The organism is Streptomyces sp. x-80 (assembly GCF_046549095.1).
GTDB lineage: Bacteria > Actinomycetota > Actinomycetes > Streptomycetales > Streptomycetaceae > Streptomyces > Streptomyces celluloflavus.
Map to the genome: position 1 here is coordinate 494,495 of NZ_JAJPWM010000005.1, position 17,534 is coordinate 512,028.

The following is a 17,534-nucleotide window of genomic DNA, read 5'->3' on the forward strand; positions in this document are numbered from 1 at the left end:
CGCGCACCACACGCGCGGCCTGTCCATCGAAACACGCCGCCCCCACGACCGTTCAGCCGCCCGACAACACAACGGTCTCCCGGCAAACCCCAGTTCGCCGGGAGACCGCTCGGTCTGCCGCGTCAGAGACCCCGCGCGACCTCGGTCGCCCAGTAGGTGAGGATCATGTTCGCACCGGCCCGCTTGATGCCGGTCAGCGTCTCCAGGATCGCCTTGTCGCGGTCGATCCAGCCCTTCTCGGCGGCCGCCTCGACCATCGCGTACTCACCGGAGATCTGGTAGGCCGCGACCGGTACGTCCACCGCGTCCGCGACCTTCGCCAGCACGTCCAGGTACGGCAGCGCCGGCTTGACCATGACCATGTCGGCGCCCTCCGCCAGGTCGAGCGCCAGCTCGCGCAGCGACTCACGGAGGTTGGCCGGGTCCTGCTGGTAGGTCTTGCGGTCGCCCTTGAGCGACGAGCCGACCGCCTCGCGGAACGGGCCGTAGAAGGCGGAGGAGTACTTCGCGGTGTAGGCGAGGATCGAGACGTCCTCGTGGCCCGTCTGGTCCAGCGCGTCGCGGACGACGCCGACCTGGCCGTCCATCATGCCGCTGGGGCCCACTACATGGGCGCCCGCGTCGGCCTGCACCTGCGCCATCTCGGCGTAGCGCTCCAGCGTCGCGTCGTTGTCGACCCGGCCCGCGGAGTCCAGGACCCCGCAGTGGCCGTGGTCGGTGAACTCGTCCAGGCACAGGTCCGACATGATCACGAGATCGTCGCCGACCTCGGCCCGCACATCGCGGAGGGCGACCTGGAGGATGCCGTCCGGGTCCGTGCCCGCCGTACCGAGCGCGTCCTTCTTCGCGTCGTCCGGCACGCCGAAGAGCATGATCCCCGAGACGCCCGCGGAGAGCGCCTCGACGGCCGCCTTCCGCAGGGAGTCACGGGTGTGCTGGACGACACCGGGCATCGCCGAGATCGGCACCGGCGCCGTAGCGCCCTCCCGGATGAACGCCGGCAGGATCAGGTCCGCCGGGTGCAGCCGGTGTTCGGCGACCATCCGCCGCATGGCGGGGGTGGTGCGCAACCGCCGCGGCCGTGCCCCGGGGAAGTTTCCGTACGTCACACTGCTCAACTGCGAGCCCTCCTACGCGATCCGGGCCGCCGCTCGCTGGGACGGGTGACCGGGTCGCCGGCCTCCATCGCGGCATCGCGCCGCGCCGCCCCGAAGTCCGCGAGCGCTTCGGCCAGCTTGTGCACCGAAGGCTCGGGCGACATGACGTCCACGCGCAGCCCGTGCTCCTCGGCGGTCTTGGCGGTGGCCGGGCCGATACAGGCGATCACGGTCACGTTGTGCGGTTTGCCCGCGATGCCGACCAGGTTGCGGACGGTCGAGGACGAGGTGAACAGGACCGCGTCGAAGCCGCCGCCCTTGATCGCCTCGCGGGTCTCGGCCGGCGGCGGCGAGGCGCGCACCGTCCGGTAGGCGGTGACGTCGTCCACCTCCCAGCCCAGCTCGATCAGCCCGGCCACCAGGGTCTCGGTGGCGATGTCGGCGCGCGGCAGGAAGACCCGGTCGATCGGGTCGAAGACCGGGTCGTAGGGCGGCCAGTCCTCCAGCAGACCGGCCGCCGACTGCTCACCGGAGGGCACCAGGTCCGGCTTCACGCCGAAGTCGACCAGCGCCCTGGCGGTCTGCTCGCCGACCGCGGCGACCTTGATCCCGGCGAACGCGCGGGCGTCCAGGCCGTACTCCTCGAACTTCTCCCGGACGGCCTTGACGGCGTTGACCGAGGTGAAGGCGATCCACTCGTAGCGGCCGGTCACCAGGCCCTTGACCGCGCGCTCCATCTGCTGCGGGGTACGCGGCGGTTCGACGGCGATCGTCGGGACCTCGTGCGGCACCGCGCCGTACGAGACGAGCTGGTCGGAGAGCGACGCGGCCTGCTCCTTCGTGCGCGGTACGAGCACCCGCCAGCCGAAGAGCGGCTTGGACTCGAACCACGACAGCTGGCCCCGTTGCGCCGCGGCGCTGCGCTCACCGACCACGGCTATGACCGGCTGGCCGCCGTCCGGTGACGGCAGCACCTTGGCGGCCTTGAGCACCTGGGCGACGGACCCGAGGGTCGCGTTCCAGGTGCGCTGCCGGGTGGTGGTGCCGGCGACCGTGACGGACAGCGGGGTGTCGGGCTTGCGGCCCGCGGCCACCAGCTCGGCGGCGGCCGCGGCCACCGAGTCCAGCGTGGTGGAGACGACGGCCGTGGCATCGCTGGCGCCCAGCTCGGACCAGCAGCGGTCATCGGCACTGCGGGCGTCGATGAAGCGCACGTCCGTGCCCTGCGCGTCCCGCAGCGGCACACCGGCGTACGCGGGCACGCCGACCGCGGTGGCGACACCGGGTACGACCTCGAAGACGATGCCCTCGGCGGCGCACGCCAGCATCTCCTCGGCGACATACCCGTCCAGACCGGGGTCACCGGTGACGGCACGTACCACCCGCTTGCCGGAGCGGGCGGCCGCCATGACAAGATTGGCGGTGTTCCGAATCGACGAAACGTCGGTGGAGGTGACGGGAATTGACGCCTCGTCAGCTGATGCCTGGAGTGGTGTGTCCACATGCGCGCGCGCATGCACCCGGACGACGTCCAGCACCTGCGGGTCGGCGATCAGCACATCCGCGTGCGCCAGCGCCTCCACGGCACGCAGCGTCAGCAGACCCGGGTCTCCCGGCCCGGCACCGAGGAAGGTGACCTGACCGGAGGCGGAGTGGTTAGGGGCGGTGGGGTTCAAAGTGCTCGCTCCCCCATAAGACCGGCCGCACCCTTTGCGAGCATCTCGGCGGCGAGTTCACGGCCCATGTTCAGCGGGGCCGTCATGTCGTCGGGAGAGGCGGGTACGTGCCCGGTGGTGGACAGCTGCACCAGCACGCTGCCGTCGGTCGAACCGACGACGCCGCGCAGGCGCATTTCGGTGGCAGCCTGTTCGTCGGCCCGCAGGTCGGCCAGCGCACCCACAGGTGCGGAGCAGCCGGCCTCCAGGGCGGCGAGCAGGGAACGCTCGGCGGTCACGGCGGCCCGGGTGAACGGGTCGTCGAGCTCGGCGAGCTGGGCGGCGAGGTCTGCGTTGACCGCAGCGCACTCGACCGCCAGGGCCCCCTGGCCGGGGGCGGGCAAAACTACGTCGGGCGACAGCAGCTGCGTCGCCTCGTCGATCCGGCCGATCCGGGTGAGCCCGGCGGCGGCCAGGACGACCCCGTCCAGCTCGCCCTTCTCGACGAAGCCGAGCCGGGAGTCGATGTTCCCTCGGATCGGTACGGTCTCCACGCGCCGGCCGAGCGACCTGGCCCAGGCGTTCAGCTGCGCCATGCGGCGCGGCGAGCCGGTGCCGATGCGCGCCACCCGGCCCTCGGCGGCGGTCAGCTCCTCGAAGGTCAGCCCGTCCCGGGCGATCAGCGCGTCCCGGGGGTCCTCGCGCACCGGCACGGCGGCCAGCGTCAGGTTCCCGGGCTGCGCGGTGGGCAGGTCCTTGAGCGAGTGGACGGCGAAGTCGATCTCCCCTGCGAGCAGGGCGTCACGCAGCGCGGAGACGAAGACGCCGGTACCGCCGATCTGCGCGAGGTGCTCGCGGGAGGTGTCGCCGTACGTGGTGATCTCCACCAGCTCGACGGGACGGCCCGTCAGCTCGCGCACCGCCTCGGCGACGTGTCCGGACTGGGCCATGGCGAGCTTGCTCCGCCGCGTACCCAGCCTCAGGGCCCTCATAGTGCTGTCAGTCATGCCCGCTCCCGTGCTGCATCGGGCCTGTCGGCCCGCGTGTCGGCCCTGCTGACGGCGGCGACCGTCTGGGGGTCCAGATCGAAGAGTTCCCGCAGCGCGTCCGCGTACCCGGCACCACCGGGCTCGCTCGCGAGCTGCTTGACCCGCACGGTGGGCGCGTGCAGGAGTTTGTCGACGACGCGGCGCACGGTCTGGGTGATCTCGGCGCGCTGCTTGTCGTCCAGGTCGGGGAGGCGGCCGTCGAGCCGGGCGATCTCGCCCGCGACGACGTCCGCGGCCATGGTGCGCAGGGCGACCACGGTAGGAGTGATGTGCGCGGCCCGCTGGGCGGCACCGAAGGCGGCGACCTCCTCGGAGACGATGCCGCGCACCGCGTCCACATCGGCCGTCACCGCCCCCGCCGAGGACTCCGGCTGACCGGAGGCCGCGACGGACGCCTCGGCCAGCGACTCGATGTCGACGAGGTGCGCACCCTCGATCCGGTGCACCGCGGCATCGATGTCGCGCGGCATCGCGAGGTCGAGCAGCGACAGGTCCCCGCCGCGCCCACGGACCGCGGCCTCGACCGCCGCACCCGTCAGCTGGAGCCCGGCCGCACCCGTGCAGGAGATGACCACGTCCGCGCGCACCAGCTCCGCCGCGACGGCGTCCATCGGCACCGCGCGGGCGCTCAGCCCGTGCGCGGCGCCGGGGCCGCCCGGCTCGGTGAGGATCCGGGTGAGCCGCTCGGCCCGCTCCACGGTGCGGTTGGCCACCGCCAGCTCGCCGACACCGGCCCGCGCGAGGGTGGTGGCGGCCAGCGAGGACATCGAACCGGCGCCGATCACCAGCGCCCGCTTGCCGCCGGCCCACGCCGCGACATCCCGGTCACCGGCCATCTGCTCCAGACCGAAGGTGACCAGCGACTGGCCGGCCCTGTCGATGCCGGTCTCGCTGTGGGCGCGCTTGCCGACCCGCAGGGCCTGCTGGAAGAGGTCGTTGAGCAGCCGGCCCGCGGTGTGCTGCTCCTGCGCGGCGGCCAGCGCGTCCTTGATCTGTCCGAGGATCTGGCCCTCACCGACGACCATCGAGTCCAGCCCGCAGGCCACCGAGAACAGGTGGTGGACGGCGCGGTCCTCGTAGTGGACGTAGAGATAAGGGGTGAGCTCCTCCAGATCGGCGGCGCCGTGGCTGGCCAGCAGGGTGGACAGCTCGGCGACCCCGGCGTGGAACTTGTCCACGTCGGCGTAGAGCTCGATGCGGTTACAGGTGGAGAGCACCGCGGACTCGGTGGCCGGCTCCGCCGACACCGCGTCCTGGAGCAGCTTGCCGCGCGCCTCGGGGGCCAGCGCGGCCCGCTCCAGCACGCTCACCGGCGCACTGCGATGGCTCAGCCCGACAACGAGAAGACTCATGCCGGCATCACGGCGGGCACATCCCCGTCAGGTCCCTTGCGGTCCGCCGCGGCGGTGGCGGCGGCGCGGACCGCCGGGGCCGTCCGCCCGCCGTCGTGCGCGGCGTCCTCGCCCGCCTTGCGCTGCTCGTGGAAGGCGAGGATCTGGAGCTCTATGGACAGGTCGACCTTCCGTACGTCCACCCCGTCCGGGACGGTCAGTACGGTCGGCGCGAAGTTGAGGATCGAGGTGACACCGGCGGCGACCAGACGGTCACAGACCTGCTGGGCCGCGCCCGCCGGCGTCGCGATGACACCGATGGAGACGCCGTTGTCGGCGATGATCTGCTCCAGCTCGTCGGTGTGCTGCACCGCGATGCCCGCGACGGGCTTGCCGGCCATGGCCGGGTCGGCGTCGATCAGCGCGGCGACGCGGAAGCCACGGGAGGCGAAGCCGCCGTAGTTGGCGAGCGCGGCGCCGAGGTTTCCGATACCGACGATGACGACGGGCCAGTCCTGGGTCAGGCCGAGCTCACGCGAGATCTGGTAGACGAGGTACTCCACGTCGTAGCCCACACCCCGGGTTCCGTACGAACCGAGGTAGGAGAAGTCCTTGCGGAGTTTGGCGGAATTTACTCCCGCCGCGGCCGCGAGCTCCTCGGAGGAGACCGTGGGGACCGAGCGCTCGGAGAGCGCGGTCAGGGCACGCAGATACAGCGGGAGACGGGCGACGGTGGCCTCGGGAATGCCTCGGCTTCGGGTCGCCGGTCGGTGAGTTCGGCCAGTTGCCACGGTGCTCCTGCGGGTAGAGCGGGGCTGCGGGCGGCCGTCTGTCCCCGGACCGCCCCGTCCACAGCAGGCTATGTCTTTGTGAACGCGTGCACAAAGATGGTGTCCGCTTTGTCCGCCCAAAGTGACCGGGGTCACGCGGCTTTTCCGAGGGTTCGCGGAACCAACTTCCCTGTCACGCCGTTCACCCGCTTCGCACCGGCAACGCGGGAGCGCCGACGGGAGCACGCGCCTCCACTCCTCACCGCTATATCCCCCGGAAACCTACAAATCGCCCACCGATGGTAATCGACCACGGGCCACCGGCGCACCGCCGCGAGCCAGGCACAATGGCCGCATGGCCCCCTTGTTCAGCCGCAGCACCCGCAAAAACCCCGCCGAGCGCCTGGTCACCCTCATCGGGAAGCCGGGCTGTCACCTGTGCGACGACGCACAGGCCGTGATCGAGAAGGTGTGCGCCGAGACGGGCGCGTCCTGGGAGAAGAAGGACATCACCGAGGACGCCGAACTGCACCGCAAGTACTGGGAGCAAATTCCGGTCGTCCTCGTCGACGGCGCACAGCACGACTTCTGGCGGGTGAACCCCGAACGCCTGCGCTCGGCACTGGGCGCCTGAAACCGCGCGCCCCCGGGGCCACCGCGGTACCGCCTCCCGGTGGCCGTAATGCACCCGTCGGCCGCCCCCGGCCTGCCGGACATACCGCCGTAACCGGAAGCTCCGAACAAACTGGCTAGGCTAGCCGCATGGCCCACCCGTCGCCCGATCACCGCCCTGGTAGGAGCCCCTCCGGAACGCACTTCCCCACGGGATGGTTCACCCGCCGCAGACGACCCGCCACCGCCCGCAGCGTGCTGGCCGGCGAGGCCGCGGCCGAGGCCGCCCGGAAGTCCACCCAGGAAGCGCCCGCCGCCGACGAGACCCTCGACGAAACCCCGCGGGAGCCCGAGTTCCCGGTAGCCGGGGACACCTCCGCCGCCGCCTTCTTCGACCTCGACAACACCGTCATGCAGGGCGCGGCCCTCTTCCACTTCGGCCGCGGCCTGTACAAACGCCACTTCTTCCACAAGCGCGATCTGGCCCGCTTCGCCTGGCAGCAGATCTACTTCCGGCTGGCCGGCTCGGAGAACCCCGAGCACATGGCGGACGTCCGCAACAGCGCGCTCTCCATCGTCCAGGGCCACCGCGTCGCCGAGTTGATGTCCATGGGCGAGGAGATCTACGACGAGTACATGGCCGAGCGCGTCTGGCCCGGCACCCGCGCGCTCGCCCAGGCCCACCTCGACGCCGGCCAGAAGGTCTGGCTGGTGACCGCGGCCCCGGTCGAGACCGCGACGATCATCGCCCGCCGGCTCGGCCTGACCGGCGCGCTGGGCACCGTCGCCGAATCCGTCGGCGGCGTCTACACCGGCAAGTTGGTGGGCGAACCGCTGCACGGCCCGGCCAAGGCCGAGGCCGTCCGCGCGCTCGCCGCGGCCGAGGGCCTGGACCTGTCGCACTGCGCCGCCTACAGCGATTCCGCCAACGACATCCCGATGCTCTCGCTGGTCGGGCATCCGTACGCGATCAATCCCGACAGCCGGCTGCACAAGCACGCCCGGGAACACGGCTGGCGGCTGCGCGACTACCGGACGGGCCGCAAGGCGGTCCGGGTCGGCATTCCGGCGGCGGCCGTCGTGGGCGCCGTCGCGGGCGGCGCCGCCGCCGCGGTCGCACTCCAGCGCCGCCGCCGCTGACCAGGGTTGATCACGGGGCAGCGCAGCGGGCCATCCCCGCTGCCTACCCCGGCAACTCTCCCGGCAGTCCTGTTGCCGCCGGGTAACCACAACACGCCCTCCAACCAGGCAGATTACGTCCCCTTCCGATCAAGAGTTGCCCAATATTCGATACTCGATCCGCAACCAACCCGGCACGGACCGTAAGTAATCGATGATTTGAGCAACTGGGTGTAGCGCTGCCTGTACGAAGCGTTATTCTCCTCAGACGCAATCCGGAACCCACACGTCCCTACGACGGGTGAATGGTCCCGCACTGCACGTGATGGAAGCTCTGCCTCTGGGAGTCCCGTGTACCCACACGTCGGGGTTGACGCCTCGGGCCTGGCTACGCTGCGTACGACACTCGTCGACCACCTGCGCAGTTTTGTCCCCACCGCGTACGCCGTCCCCGCAATCGCCTCAGCCGTCCCCGCCGGCCCCTGCTACTCCTTGGCCGACGGAAGTACCGCGGTCGGCAAGGCCGCCGGCAGAACCCGGCGCTCCGGCGTCGGCACGTCCACCGCCCGTCGCCCCGCCGACAGCGACAGCCGTCGCATGATGGACCTCGTCGAACGCGCCCAGGCCGGCGAGGCCGAGGCGTTCGGCCGCCTCTACGACCAGTACGCCGACACGGTCTACCGCTACATCTACTACCGCGTCGGCGGCCGGGCCACGGCCGAGGACCTCACCAGTGAGACGTTCCTGCGCGCCCTGCGCCGCATCGGCACCTTCACCTGGCAGGGCCGTGACTTCGGCGCCTGGCTGGTGACCATCGCCCGCAACCTCGTCGCCGACCACTTCAAGTCCTCCCGTTTCCGCCTGGAAGTCACCACCGGCGAGATGCTCGACGCCAACGAGGTCGAGCGCAGCCCCGAGGACTCGGTCCTCGAATCGCTGTCCAACGCCGCCCTGCTGGAGGCGGTCCGCAAGCTCAACCCCCAACAGCAGGAATGCGTCACCCTGCGCTTCCTCCAGGGCCTCTCGGTCGCCGAGACCGCCCGGGTGATGGGAAAGAACGAGGGCGCGATCAAGACCCTCCAGTACCGGGCCGTGCGCACCCTGGCGCGGCTCCTCCCGGAAGACGCCCGCTGACGCCTGCCACCATCCCCGGCAGCCCCTCCACACCACCCCTCGCCTACGCTTGGTGACCGCGCGTGCCCGGTCGGTCAGATCATCGTGAGTGCGTAACCCGAGTGCCGAACCGCTCGTTGTGCGGAATGCAGGCTCCATGCGGTCACGCCGCGTCCGCTGCCTCTCACTCGAACGAGTGGCCGCGTATTACGGCGTGCAACCGTCCGGTCCGTCTGGATGGTCAAAGCCAGTCCGGGGAGTCGAGCGGGATGACGAGAGGAGGTGCCGCCCGTGATCGCGAATGTCTCGGTGCACCGGCGGGCCAACGCCTTCGCCCAGTCCCTGGAGGAGCAGGACCTCCAGGACTCGGCGGCCGAGGACCAGGTCGACACACCGGCGCAGACGCCGGGAGAAGCACGGCTGTTGGCGGTCGCCGACGGCCTCGGGAAGCTCCCGAGGCCGGAGATGGCCACCGAGGTCAAAACAGTCCAGCGCGCCCAGCTCATCGCCGCGATGGAGGCCGCCTTCGCCGAAGGCGCTCCGTCCGACGGTGCCAGGGTGCCCGAGCAGCGCGCCGCCAAAGGCGCGCACCGCGCGGCGAAATCGATCGGCCGGCTGCGCCCGCGCTCCCGGCTCTCCAAGGGGCTGGCGGCGGGCGGGCTGACGGTCGGTGTCGCCGCCGGGGCGTTCACCGGCGTCGCGGCGGCCAGCTCCGACGCACTACCCGGCGACTCCCTGTACGGCCTCAAGCGCGGGATGGAGGACCTCAGACTCGGCATGGCCGACGACGACTCCGACCGCGGGCAGCTCTACCTCGACCAGGCGTCCATGCGCATGATGGAGGCCCGGCGGCTGATGGAGCGCGGCCGCATCGCCGACCTCGACCACGAATCGCTGGGCGAGGTCCGCAAGGCGCTCTCCGGCATCGAGCACGACGCCGGTGAAGGCCACCGCCTGCTGCACGAGGCGTACGAACGCGACGGCTCGCTCGACCCCATCCAGGCGCTGAACTCCTTCACCAAGTCGCACCGGGACACCTGGACACAGCTGCGCGACCGGCTCCCGGTGCAGCTCATGGACGTCCGCGACCAGGTCAGCTCGGTCTTCGACGCCATAGACGACGAGGTCGGTCCGCTCCGTTCACTGCTGCCGTCCGCCCCGGGCAGCAAGAGCCGCCACCGCGTGGCACCCAGCACCGCGGGCACCGAATCCGGCCACCGCGGCCACTCGGCACCCGCCGACATCGGGCCCGGCACCGGCAGACACCGCAGCGAGGGGCACGCCCCCCGCCCGTCGGCCTCGCCGTCCCAGGACGACAGCCTCCTCGGCGGCGACGCGGGCGGCCTGCTGGCCCCGCCGGCCAAGGGGAGCAGCCCGGCACCACCCGCTGACCACAGCCACGGCAAGGGCAAGGACACGCCCGGTCAGCCCGCCGTCACCCTCCCGCCGCTGATCCCGGGGCTGCTTCCCGGTCTGGGCATCGACGGCGAGGACCTGACGAAGTAGCACGGAACAGTCCGCGGCAGGCGGCCGCCCGAAGCGGACTGAAGCGGTATCAGCGGTCCCGTGCTGGCACGCTCGGTGTTCTTCCGGTCCTTCCCTCAGAAGAACACCGAGCGTCGCTGCACCAGCAGCTTGTAGAGCGTGTGCTGAATCGTTTCGCGGACCTGGTCGGTCAGGTTGAACATCAGCATCGGGTCGTCGGCCGCCTCCGGCGAATAGCCGTCCGTGGCGATCGGTTCGCCGAACTGGATCGTCCACTTCGTCGGCAGCGGCACCGCGCCCAGCAGCCCCAGCCATGGGAAGGTCGGCGTGACCGGAAAATACGGAATGCCCAGCACCCGCGCCAGCGTCTTGGCGTTCCCGATCATCGGGTAGATCTCCTCCGCGCCCACGATCGAGCACGGCACGATCGGCACACCGGCCTTCAGCGCCGTCGAGACGAAACCGCCCCGCCCGAAGCGCTGAAGCTTGTAACGGTCCGCGAACGGCTTGCCGATGCCCTTGAAGCCCTCCGGCATCACCCCGACGACCTCACCGCGCTCCAGCAGCCGCTGCGCGTCCTCCGCGCAGGCGAGGGTGTGCCCGGCCTTGCGCGCCAGCTCGTTTATCACCGGCAGCACAAAGACCAAATCGGCCGCCAGCAGCCGTAGATGCCGCTGGGCCGGGTGATTGTCGTGCACCGCGACCTGAAGCATCAGACCGTCCAGCGGCAGCGTCCCCGAGTGATTGGCGACGATCAGCGCGCCGCCCTTCCCGGGGATGTTCTCGATGCCCCGCACCTCGACCCGGAAGTACTTCTCGGCCAGCGGCCGCAGCAGCGACATCAGGACCTGGTCGGTCAGCTCCTCGTCGTAGCCGAAGTCGTCGATCTCGTAGTCGCCGGTGATCCGCCGGCGCAGGAAGTTCAGTCCGCCCGCGATCCGCTCGTCCAGGGAGCGCGCGGAGCGCTCCGCCGGACGGCCGGGCGCCACCGGCTCGTCGGGCCCGGTCCGCGCCTCCGGTACGGGCGCCAGCACCGGACCGCGCCCCGCACGCCCGGCCCGCAGGGACTTTCTACGCGCCCGGGGCTCCTCACCGAAGGGAATGACCTTGGCGTCCGCCATCGTGGGTGAACTCCTCACTGGGTCGGGCCGCGCGTGCGGGCAGCACGGCGGCGAGCCGGTCGACGGTACGGGCGAGGGACGCCGGCGGCAGCAGCCCGGGTCCCCGGCTGCCGGCGAACTCCGCGAAGGTCTCCGCCGTCGTGTACTGCGGCTGGAACCCCAGTGTCTCGCGCATCTGTGTCGTCTGGACGACCCGGCCGTGCGTGAGCATCCGGATCTGTTCCGGCGAGAAGTCCGAGATACCGATGGCCCGCAGCGCCGTACCGGCCCACATCACCGTCGGCAGGAACAGCGGCAGAGTGGGCCGTCCGAGCCGCCGGGAGGTCTGCGAGAGCAGCAGCACACCGTCCCCGGCGATATTGAACGTGCCGCTGTTGAGCGTGCCCCGGCGTGGCGCGGAGGCGGCGATCCGCAGCACCTCGATCGCGTCGTCCTCGTGGACGAACTGGAGCCGCGGGTCGTAGCCGAGGACCGTGGGCAGGACGGGCAGCGAGAAGTACTCGGCGAGCGGCGAGTCCGCGCACGGCCCGAGGATGTTCGCGAAGCGCAGTACGCACACCGCCACATCGGGCCGGCGCCGGGCGAAGCCCCGGACGTACCCCTCGACCTCGACGGCGTCCTTGGCGAAGCCGCCGCCGGGCAGCGACTTCGGCGGGGTGGTCTCGGTGAAGACCGCCGGGTCGCGCGGCGCGGAGCCGTAGACACTCGTACTGGATTTGACGACCAGTCGCTGCACATTCGGCGCCTTCTGACAGGCGCCGAGCAACTGCATCGTCCCGATGACATTGGTTTCCTTCACCACGGCGCGACCGCCGCGGCTGCCCAGGGGCGTGCCGTTGATGTCCATATGGACAACCGTGTCGACACCCGTCTCGGCCAGGACCCTGGCAATCGTCGGATGCCGGATATCGGCTTTGAGGAATTCGGCGCCACCCAAATGGTGCTCCGGGGGCACGGCATCGACCCCGATCACCCGGTCGACGTCGGGGTCGCGCTGGATACGGCGGATGAACCGGCCCCCCAGCTGCCGCGCGGCTCCCGTGACGAGCACGACCTTGCCCAAGATCAGCCCTTCCTTCCCGCCCTCGGCCTTCACCTGAGCCGAGCTGTGCCCGTCACGCTATCGGGTCGGTGTTGCGCTGTGATGACCACACGATGCCCTGGCCGCGTTTCCTGCCCACGCACCGCCCATTCGGGCCATGAACGCACCGCAGCCCCCCACCACACAGAGGTGATGGGGGGCTGCGAAATCGCGATCAGCGTCGCTTACTTCTTGTTACGACGCTGAACGCGGGTGCGCTTGAGCAGCTTGCGGTGCTTCTTCTTGGCCATCCGCTTGCGCCGCTTCTTGATAACAGAGCCCACGACTACCCTCGCTCACTTCGAATCACTCGGTGCGGGGCGTCCGAGCCCACACTACCTACATCGGGCCAGCCTACCCGGCGCCGGGCGTACGGCGTAATCCGAGGGTCAGCACAAGCCCCTCAGGCCGATTCCACCCCCACATACGACTCGCGGAGGTAGTCGTGAACCGCCTGCTCCGGAACCCGGAAGGACCTCCCCACCCGGATCGCGGGCAGATGACCGCTGTGCACCAGGCGGTACACGGTCATCTTCGACACACGCATCACAGTAGCTACTTCCGCCACCGTCAGAAACACGACCTCGTTGAGAGGCCTCTGGTCCGCAGCCATGACACACCTGCACCTTCCGCATAAGACGGGCACCGGCTTCCCCTCCGGTGACTCTTCGTCGCTATGCGCTCACTCCCCAGATTAGGGGCGGGTGATGCGAGTGGGGAAGAGGAGCTGTGAACAGCCGCCTATCGTGACAGATGCGCCTGATTGAGCACATATCGCACCAGTGGCAGATAGGAGACGGACCGCACGGCATCATCGAGCGGAACGGCCACCGACACCCGTCCCTCCGCCTGCCCGACGAACAGCGCGGGATCGTCCGTATCCGCCAGCCCAATGGCCTCGATGCCCAGCTGACCTGCCCCGCAGACCCATCCGTGGTCCCCGATGACCAGACCCGGCAGCGGCCCCATGACGTCCGCCGCGGCACCGAGGGCGGTACGCACCGGAAGCGGCGAATGGGTGTGCACGCCCCCTGCATCCGGCGCGCCCCGCACGCCGGGCTCGCGCATCATCGCGACTCCTCGTACGTATTCGAGGGTGTACGTACGTAGCCCGAACCGGGTCGTCATGTCGATACTGCTGCCATACGCCGGGGTGAGGACGGTGCAGCCCGCTGACGAGAGAGCGTCTGCCAGGACGGCGTAGAACTCCAGCAGCCGGTGCGGATGGCCGGTGCCGATCAGCACCGGCGCCCGCCGGCCGGCCGCCTCGCCGACCCGGTCGGCAAAACGGTCCAGCGCCGCGATCGTACGATCAGGATCGATCTCGTCAGGGCCGGAAGTATGTGCGGGATCGGCCGAAACCCCGCACTCCCGCCCCATGAGTCGCAGAACTTCCCCAACCGACCAGTCCCGTTCGGGTTCCAGCCCGAGCAACGCCCGGGGGTCACGCGCCGCGAAAAGCCGGTAACGGCCCAGACTCTTCTCGCGCGGGGTCGCGATCGTCCCCGCGAGCCGCGCCTCGATCAGATGCGCCCGCAACGCACCGGTCCCCGACACCCGGCCCATACTGGCCCGTTGGCCGCGCGCCGGATGCCCGAACCGACAGGTAGTCACACATCCGTGGGCGTGGCGCCACCCACGGCCGACGGAGCCGGCCCGGCCGTACTCCGGCCCCGGCCCACCGTGCGGAGTTACGCCCCGACAGCCCCAACAGCCCTGACTGCCCCTGCCGTCCGCCGCGGCTGCCCGGCCTTCACGGCAGCAGCCCGTGAGCCGGGAACACCGCCCGGCGGGTGGCCAGCACCGCCTGGTCCAGCCGGTCGGCGGGGTCGTAACCGCCGTCGGCGAAGTCCCGCCAGTGCGGCTCACGCCCGTCCGTCATCCGCTGCGGCGCCAACTGCCGTGTCCTGCGGAACACTTCGTGCCGCCACGCCTCCGGAACCGGCGTGCCCGGGTCGATCGGCCGGCCGGCCGCGATCGCCGTCAGATGCGTCCAGCTGCGCGGCACCACGTCCACCACCGCATAGCCGCCGCCACCGAGCGCGACCCACCGTCCGGCCGCGTGCTCGTGCGCCAGCTCGTGGCAGGACACCGCCACCGCCCGCTGCGCGTCGACGCTCACCGCCAGATGCGCGAGCGGGTCATCGAAGTGGGTGTCCGCACCGTGCTGCGAGACGATCACGTCCGGCCGGAACGCGCCGAGCAGCTCCGGCACCACCGCGTGAAAGGCCCGCAGCCACCCCGCGTCACCGGTACCCGCCGGCAACGCCACATTCACCGCACTGCCCTCCGCACCGGCCCCGCCGGTCTCCGTCGGCCACCCGGTCCCCGGAAAGAGCGTCCGCGGATGCTCGTGCAGCGAGATCGTCAGCACCCGCGGGTCGTCCCAGAACGCCGTCTGCACCCCGTCGCCGTGGTGGACGTCCACATCCACGTACGCGACCCGCCGCGCGCCCAGCTCCAGCAGCCGGGCGATCGCCAGCGCCGCGTCGTTGTAGACGCAGAAACCGGCCGCGCCGCCCGGCATCGCATGGTGCAGCCCGCCGGCGAAGTTCACCGCGTGCAGCGCGGCACCATTCCAGACCGCCTCCGCCGCGCCGACCGACTGCCCGGCGATCAGCGCCGACGCCTCGTGCATCCCCGCGAACGCCGGATCGTCCACCGTCCCCAGGCCGTACGAGATGTCCGCCGAGGCGGGGTCGGCCGAGGCGCGGCGGACCGCGTCAAGGTAGTCCGCACGGTGCACCAGCCGCAGCGTGGAGTCCCCGGCCGCCGCGGCCGCGACCACCTCCAGCGGCCCCCGGTCGAGCCCGTACGCCTCCACCAGTCGCATGGTCAGCGCGAGCCGGACCGGATCCATCGGATGTCCGGGCCCGAAGTCATAGCCCGTTACTGCCTCGTCCCACATCAGCTGTGCGCGGCCGCTCATGCCCGTCACCGTATCGGGCCGGCGATGACCCGAACGAGCGGGCGTACACCAGCGTCACCAGCACCAGGGCCATCGGTACGAGCATCGCCCCGCGGTAGCTCCACGCATCACCGAGCGCACCGACCAGCGGTGAACCGACCAGAAAGCCCACATAGTTGAAGATATTCAGTCGCGCGATGGCCGTATCCGAAGCGCCGGGACCCAACTTCTCACCAGCCAGCCGCCCGGCCGCCGCGAAGGTCTGCGGCACGATCACACACAGCCCCAGCCCGAGCAGCGTGAACCCCGCCATCCCCGCCCACGCGCCGGGTGCCACCGCCACCACCGCGAAACCGACCGCCGCGACCACCGTCCCGGTCTGCACCACGGCCACCGCCCCGAACCGCCGCACCCCCAGATCGCCGACCGACCGCCCCAGCAGCGTGGTGACCATATAGACGTTGTACGGCACGGTCGCGAGCTGCTCCGAACTGCCCAGCACATCCTGCAAATACTTCGCGCTCCAGTTGGAGACCGTCGAATCCCCGATGTACGCGAACGCCATCACCAGACACAGCGGCAACAGCAGCTTCATCACGACGGGAGGGGTCCTGGCCTCACCGGTCGCCGCCGGACCGCCCTGCCCACCCCCGGGGTCACGGTCCGCGAACCACCGGCCCACGACCAGCGCCAGCGGCACCAACACCGCCACCACCGGCCCGTACAGCACCTCCAGCGACAGCTGCCAGTGCGCCCCCACCCAGGCCAGCGAGGCGCCCACGATGCCGCCCAGGCTGTACGCGGCGTGGAAGCCGAGCATGATGCTCCGCCCGTACGCACGCTGCAAACTCACCCCGAGCATGTTCATCGAGGCGTCCAGCGCCCCCACCAACAGCCCGAACACCGCCAGCGCCACGGCCACTTGCGCCAGCCCGCCGGCCGACCCGACGGCCAGCAGCGCCAGGCACACCACGGGCTGCACGCCCCGCAGCACCCTGCTGGGCCGCACCCGCTTGACCAGATGCTCGGTGACCACACTGCCGACGCCCGCGAGCACCGGCACCGCCGCCAGGAAGGCGGGCAGCAGCCCGTCCGAGATCCCGTAGCGCTGCTGGATCGCCGGTATCCGGGTCACCAGGAGGGCGAAGACCGCGCCCTGGACGAAGAAGCTCAGCGCAAGCGAGACCCGGCCGTGCCGCAGCTGCGCTCCTGGAACCAGAGGGGCCGTCATGGCCGCTCAGCCTAGAACTCCCCGCTACCACTGGGTAGATGGATCACACAGCCAATTCCGCCGGCCGGGTGTCGGCGGACGGGTACGGCAGGCGGGCCGGGCGGCGGCCTACCGGAGGAGCCGCGGCAGCTCCGCCATATCGGAGAACAGCGCGGTGGCCCCGGCCAGCCGCTCCGCCGGTGTCATCGCCGTGAAGCCGTACACGTCCATCCCCGCGGCGACCGCCGCCCGCACCCCCAGCGGACTGTCCTCGACCACCGCGCACCGCTCGGGCGGCACCCCCATCACCTTCGCCGCGTGCAGAAACAGATCCGGCGCCGGCTTCCCGCGCCCCACATCCTGCGACGAGAAGATCCGCTCCTCCCCGAACCACGCGAACAGCCCCGTCCCGTTCAGCGCCACCCGGATCCGCTCATGGCTCCCGGACGACCCCACGCAGTACGGCACGCCGTCCGCGGCCAGCTCCCGCAACACCTCACCGACGCCCGGTACGGGCTCCAGCTGCGCGCGGAACGCCTCGAACACCCGGGCATGAAAGCTCTCGTCGAAACCGGCCGGCAGCCGCTCACCGGAACGCTCCAGAATCAGGTCGTGAATACGGTGCACGGCCGCGCCCATGTAGTCGCGGAGCGAATCCTCGTACGTGGTGGGGTGACCCAATTCGGTGAGATAGCCGGCGAGGATCCGGTTGGAGATCGGCTCGCTGTCCACCAGAACACCGTCGTTATCAAAAATGACCAGGTCATAGCGCATGCCCCGAGCGTACCGAGCCGCTCCGGAACGCAAAAAAGCTCCGGTCCCTGAACCAAAAGGTTCAAGGACCGGAGCTGAAAAATTGTTCGGCGGCGTCCTACTCTCCCACAGAGTCCCCTCTGCAGTACCATCGGCGCTGAAAGGCTTAGCTTCCGGGTTCGAAATGTAACCGGGCGTTTCCCTAACGCAATGACCACCGAAACACTATG

Annotated in this window: 17 protein-coding genes and 1 rRNA gene; 4 read left to right on the plus strand and 14 right to left on the minus strand. The window is 70.7% G+C overall.

Annotated elements, in window-relative coordinates; genetic code table 11:
- Positions 1–122: 122 nt before the first annotated feature.
- The 5 genes from hemB to ACLJWH_RS13005 are packed head-to-tail and all read right to left on the minus strand — an operon-like array spanning position 123 to position 5,923.
- Complete coding sequence (gene hemB / locus ACLJWH_RS12985; protein ID WP_411141778.1) at positions 123–1,118, minus strand: porphobilinogen synthase; 996 nt, start codon at positions 1,116–1,118, stop codon at positions 123–125.
- Positions 1,115–2,773, minus strand: coding sequence for a uroporphyrinogen-III synthase (locus ACLJWH_RS12990; RefSeq protein ID WP_411141779.1), 1,659 nt, complete (start codon positions 2,771–2,773; stop codon positions 1,115–1,117). The genes hemB and ACLJWH_RS12990 overlap by 4 nt, the downstream gene beginning before the upstream one ends.
- Positions 2,770–3,759, minus strand: a complete 990-nt coding sequence (gene hemC, locus ACLJWH_RS12995) for a hydroxymethylbilane synthase (protein WP_411141780.1) — start codon at positions 3,757–3,759, stop codon at positions 2,770–2,772. Before hemC ends, ACLJWH_RS12990 begins: the two co-directional genes overlap by 4 nt.
- Positions 3,756–5,153: a glutamyl-tRNA reductase gene (locus ACLJWH_RS13000; RefSeq protein ID WP_411141781.1), complete on the minus strand. Its 1,398-nt coding sequence runs from the start codon at positions 5,151–5,153 to the stop codon at positions 3,756–3,758. The genes hemC and ACLJWH_RS13000 overlap by 4 nt, the downstream gene beginning before the upstream one ends.
- Positions 5,150–5,923: a redox-sensing transcriptional repressor Rex gene (locus tag ACLJWH_RS13005; protein ID WP_411141782.1), complete on the minus strand. Its 774-nt coding sequence runs from the start codon at positions 5,921–5,923 to the stop codon at positions 5,150–5,152. Before ACLJWH_RS13005 ends, ACLJWH_RS13000 begins: the two co-directional genes overlap by 4 nt.
- 334 nt (positions 5,924–6,257) lie before the next feature.
- On the opposite strand from ACLJWH_RS13005, the gene ACLJWH_RS13010 reads away from it, so the two are divergent.
- From ACLJWH_RS13010 to ACLJWH_RS13025, 4 genes are all read left to right on the plus strand, one after another.
- Positions 6,258–6,536 (plus strand): glutaredoxin family protein, encoded by a 279-nt coding sequence (locus ACLJWH_RS13010; RefSeq protein WP_052861223.1) that lies wholly within the window; start codon positions 6,258–6,260, stop codon positions 6,534–6,536.
- A 128-nt stretch (positions 6,537–6,664) separates the two neighbouring features.
- Positions 6,665–7,654 (plus strand): HAD family hydrolase, encoded by a 990-nt coding sequence (locus tag ACLJWH_RS13015; protein ID WP_411141783.1) that lies wholly within the window; start codon positions 6,665–6,667, stop codon positions 7,652–7,654.
- Between the two features lie 330 nt (positions 7,655–7,984).
- Positions 7,985–8,767, plus strand: coding sequence for an ECF subfamily RNA polymerase sigma factor, BldN family (locus tag ACLJWH_RS13020; RefSeq protein ID WP_052861225.1), 783 nt, complete (start codon positions 7,985–7,987; stop codon positions 8,765–8,767).
- 270 nt (positions 8,768–9,037) lie between these two features.
- Complete coding sequence (locus ACLJWH_RS13025; protein WP_411141784.1) at positions 9,038–10,252, plus strand: DUF5667 domain-containing protein; 1,215 nt, start codon at positions 9,038–9,040, stop codon at positions 10,250–10,252.
- Between the two features lie 95 nt (positions 10,253–10,347).
- Here ACLJWH_RS13025 and ACLJWH_RS13030 read toward each other — a convergent pair whose 3' ends face one another.
- From ACLJWH_RS13030 to rrf, 9 genes are all read right to left on the minus strand, one after another.
- Positions 10,348–11,352, minus strand: coding sequence for a lysophospholipid acyltransferase family protein (locus ACLJWH_RS13030; RefSeq protein WP_411141785.1), 1,005 nt, complete (start codon positions 11,350–11,352; stop codon positions 10,348–10,350).
- Positions 11,321–12,415 (minus strand): NAD-dependent epimerase/dehydratase family protein, encoded by a 1,095-nt coding sequence (locus ACLJWH_RS13035; RefSeq protein WP_411141786.1) that lies wholly within the window; start codon positions 12,413–12,415, stop codon positions 11,321–11,323. Before ACLJWH_RS13035 ends, ACLJWH_RS13030 begins: the two co-directional genes overlap by 32 nt.
- 203 nt (positions 12,416–12,618) lie before the next feature.
- Positions 12,619–12,717: a 30S ribosomal protein bS22 gene (locus tag ACLJWH_RS13040; protein ID WP_003948845.1), complete on the minus strand. Its 99-nt coding sequence runs from the start codon at positions 12,715–12,717 to the stop codon at positions 12,619–12,621.
- Between the two features lie 119 nt (positions 12,718–12,836).
- The gene (locus tag ACLJWH_RS13045) at positions 12,837–13,046 is read right to left on the minus strand and encodes a helix-turn-helix domain-containing protein (RefSeq protein ID WP_014144137.1); all 210 of its coding nucleotides are present in this window, start codon (positions 13,044–13,046) and stop codon (positions 12,837–12,839) included.
- A gap of 128 nt (positions 13,047–13,174) precedes the next feature.
- Complete coding sequence (locus ACLJWH_RS13050; RefSeq protein WP_411141787.1) at positions 13,175–13,990, minus strand: phosphatase; 816 nt, start codon at positions 13,988–13,990, stop codon at positions 13,175–13,177.
- Between the two features lie 196 nt (positions 13,991–14,186).
- Positions 14,187–15,362 (minus strand): acetoin utilization protein AcuC, encoded by a 1,176-nt coding sequence (locus ACLJWH_RS13055; protein WP_411141788.1) that lies wholly within the window; start codon positions 15,360–15,362, stop codon positions 14,187–14,189.
- The gene (locus ACLJWH_RS13060) at positions 15,313–16,572 is read right to left on the minus strand and encodes an MFS transporter (RefSeq protein ID WP_411141789.1); all 1,260 of its coding nucleotides are present in this window, start codon (positions 16,570–16,572) and stop codon (positions 15,313–15,315) included. Before ACLJWH_RS13060 ends, ACLJWH_RS13055 begins: the two co-directional genes overlap by 50 nt.
- 108 nt (positions 16,573–16,680) lie before the next feature.
- Positions 16,681–17,325 carry an HAD family hydrolase gene (locus ACLJWH_RS13065; RefSeq protein ID WP_411141790.1) on the minus strand — a complete coding sequence of 215 codons (645 nt, stop codon included), beginning with the start codon at positions 17,323–17,325 and terminating at the stop codon, positions 16,681–16,683.
- Between the two features lie 84 nt (positions 17,326–17,409).
- Positions 17,410–17,526 (minus strand): 5S ribosomal RNA (rrf, locus tag ACLJWH_RS13070).
- Between the last annotated feature and the right edge of the window lie 8 nt (positions 17,527–17,534).

Coding starts and splice junctions, on each gene's coding strand:
- hemC (WP_411141780.1), bottom strand. CDS start 3,759: ATGACTGACAGCACTATGAGGGCCCTGAGGCTGGGTACGCGGCGGAGC.
- ACLJWH_RS13000 (WP_411141781.1), bottom strand. CDS start 5,153: ATGAGTCTTCTCGTTGTCGGGCTGAGCCATCGCAGTGCGCCGGTGAGC.
- ACLJWH_RS13010 (WP_052861223.1), top strand. CDS start 6,258: ATGGCCCCCTTGTTCAGCCGCAGCACCCGCAAAAACCCCGCCGAGCGC.
- ACLJWH_RS13015 (WP_411141783.1), top strand. CDS start 6,665: ATGGCCCACCCGTCGCCCGATCACCGCCCTGGTAGGAGCCCCTCCGGA.
- ACLJWH_RS13030 (WP_411141785.1), bottom strand. CDS start 11,352: ATGGCGGACGCCAAGGTCATTCCCTTCGGTGAGGAGCCCCGGGCGCGT.
- ACLJWH_RS13045 (WP_014144137.1), bottom strand. CDS start 13,046: ATGGCTGCGGACCAGAGGCCTCTCAACGAGGTCGTGTTTCTGACGGTG.
- ACLJWH_RS13055 (WP_411141788.1), bottom strand. CDS start 15,362: ATGAGCGGCCGCGCACAGCTGATGTGGGACGAGGCAGTAACGGGCTAT.
- ACLJWH_RS13060 (WP_411141789.1), bottom strand. CDS start 16,572: ATGACGGCCCCTCTGGTTCCAGGAGCGCAGCTGCGGCACGGCCGGGTC.
- ACLJWH_RS13065 (WP_411141790.1), bottom strand. CDS start 17,325: ATGCGCTATGACCTGGTCATTTTTGATAACGACGGTGTTCTGGTGGAC.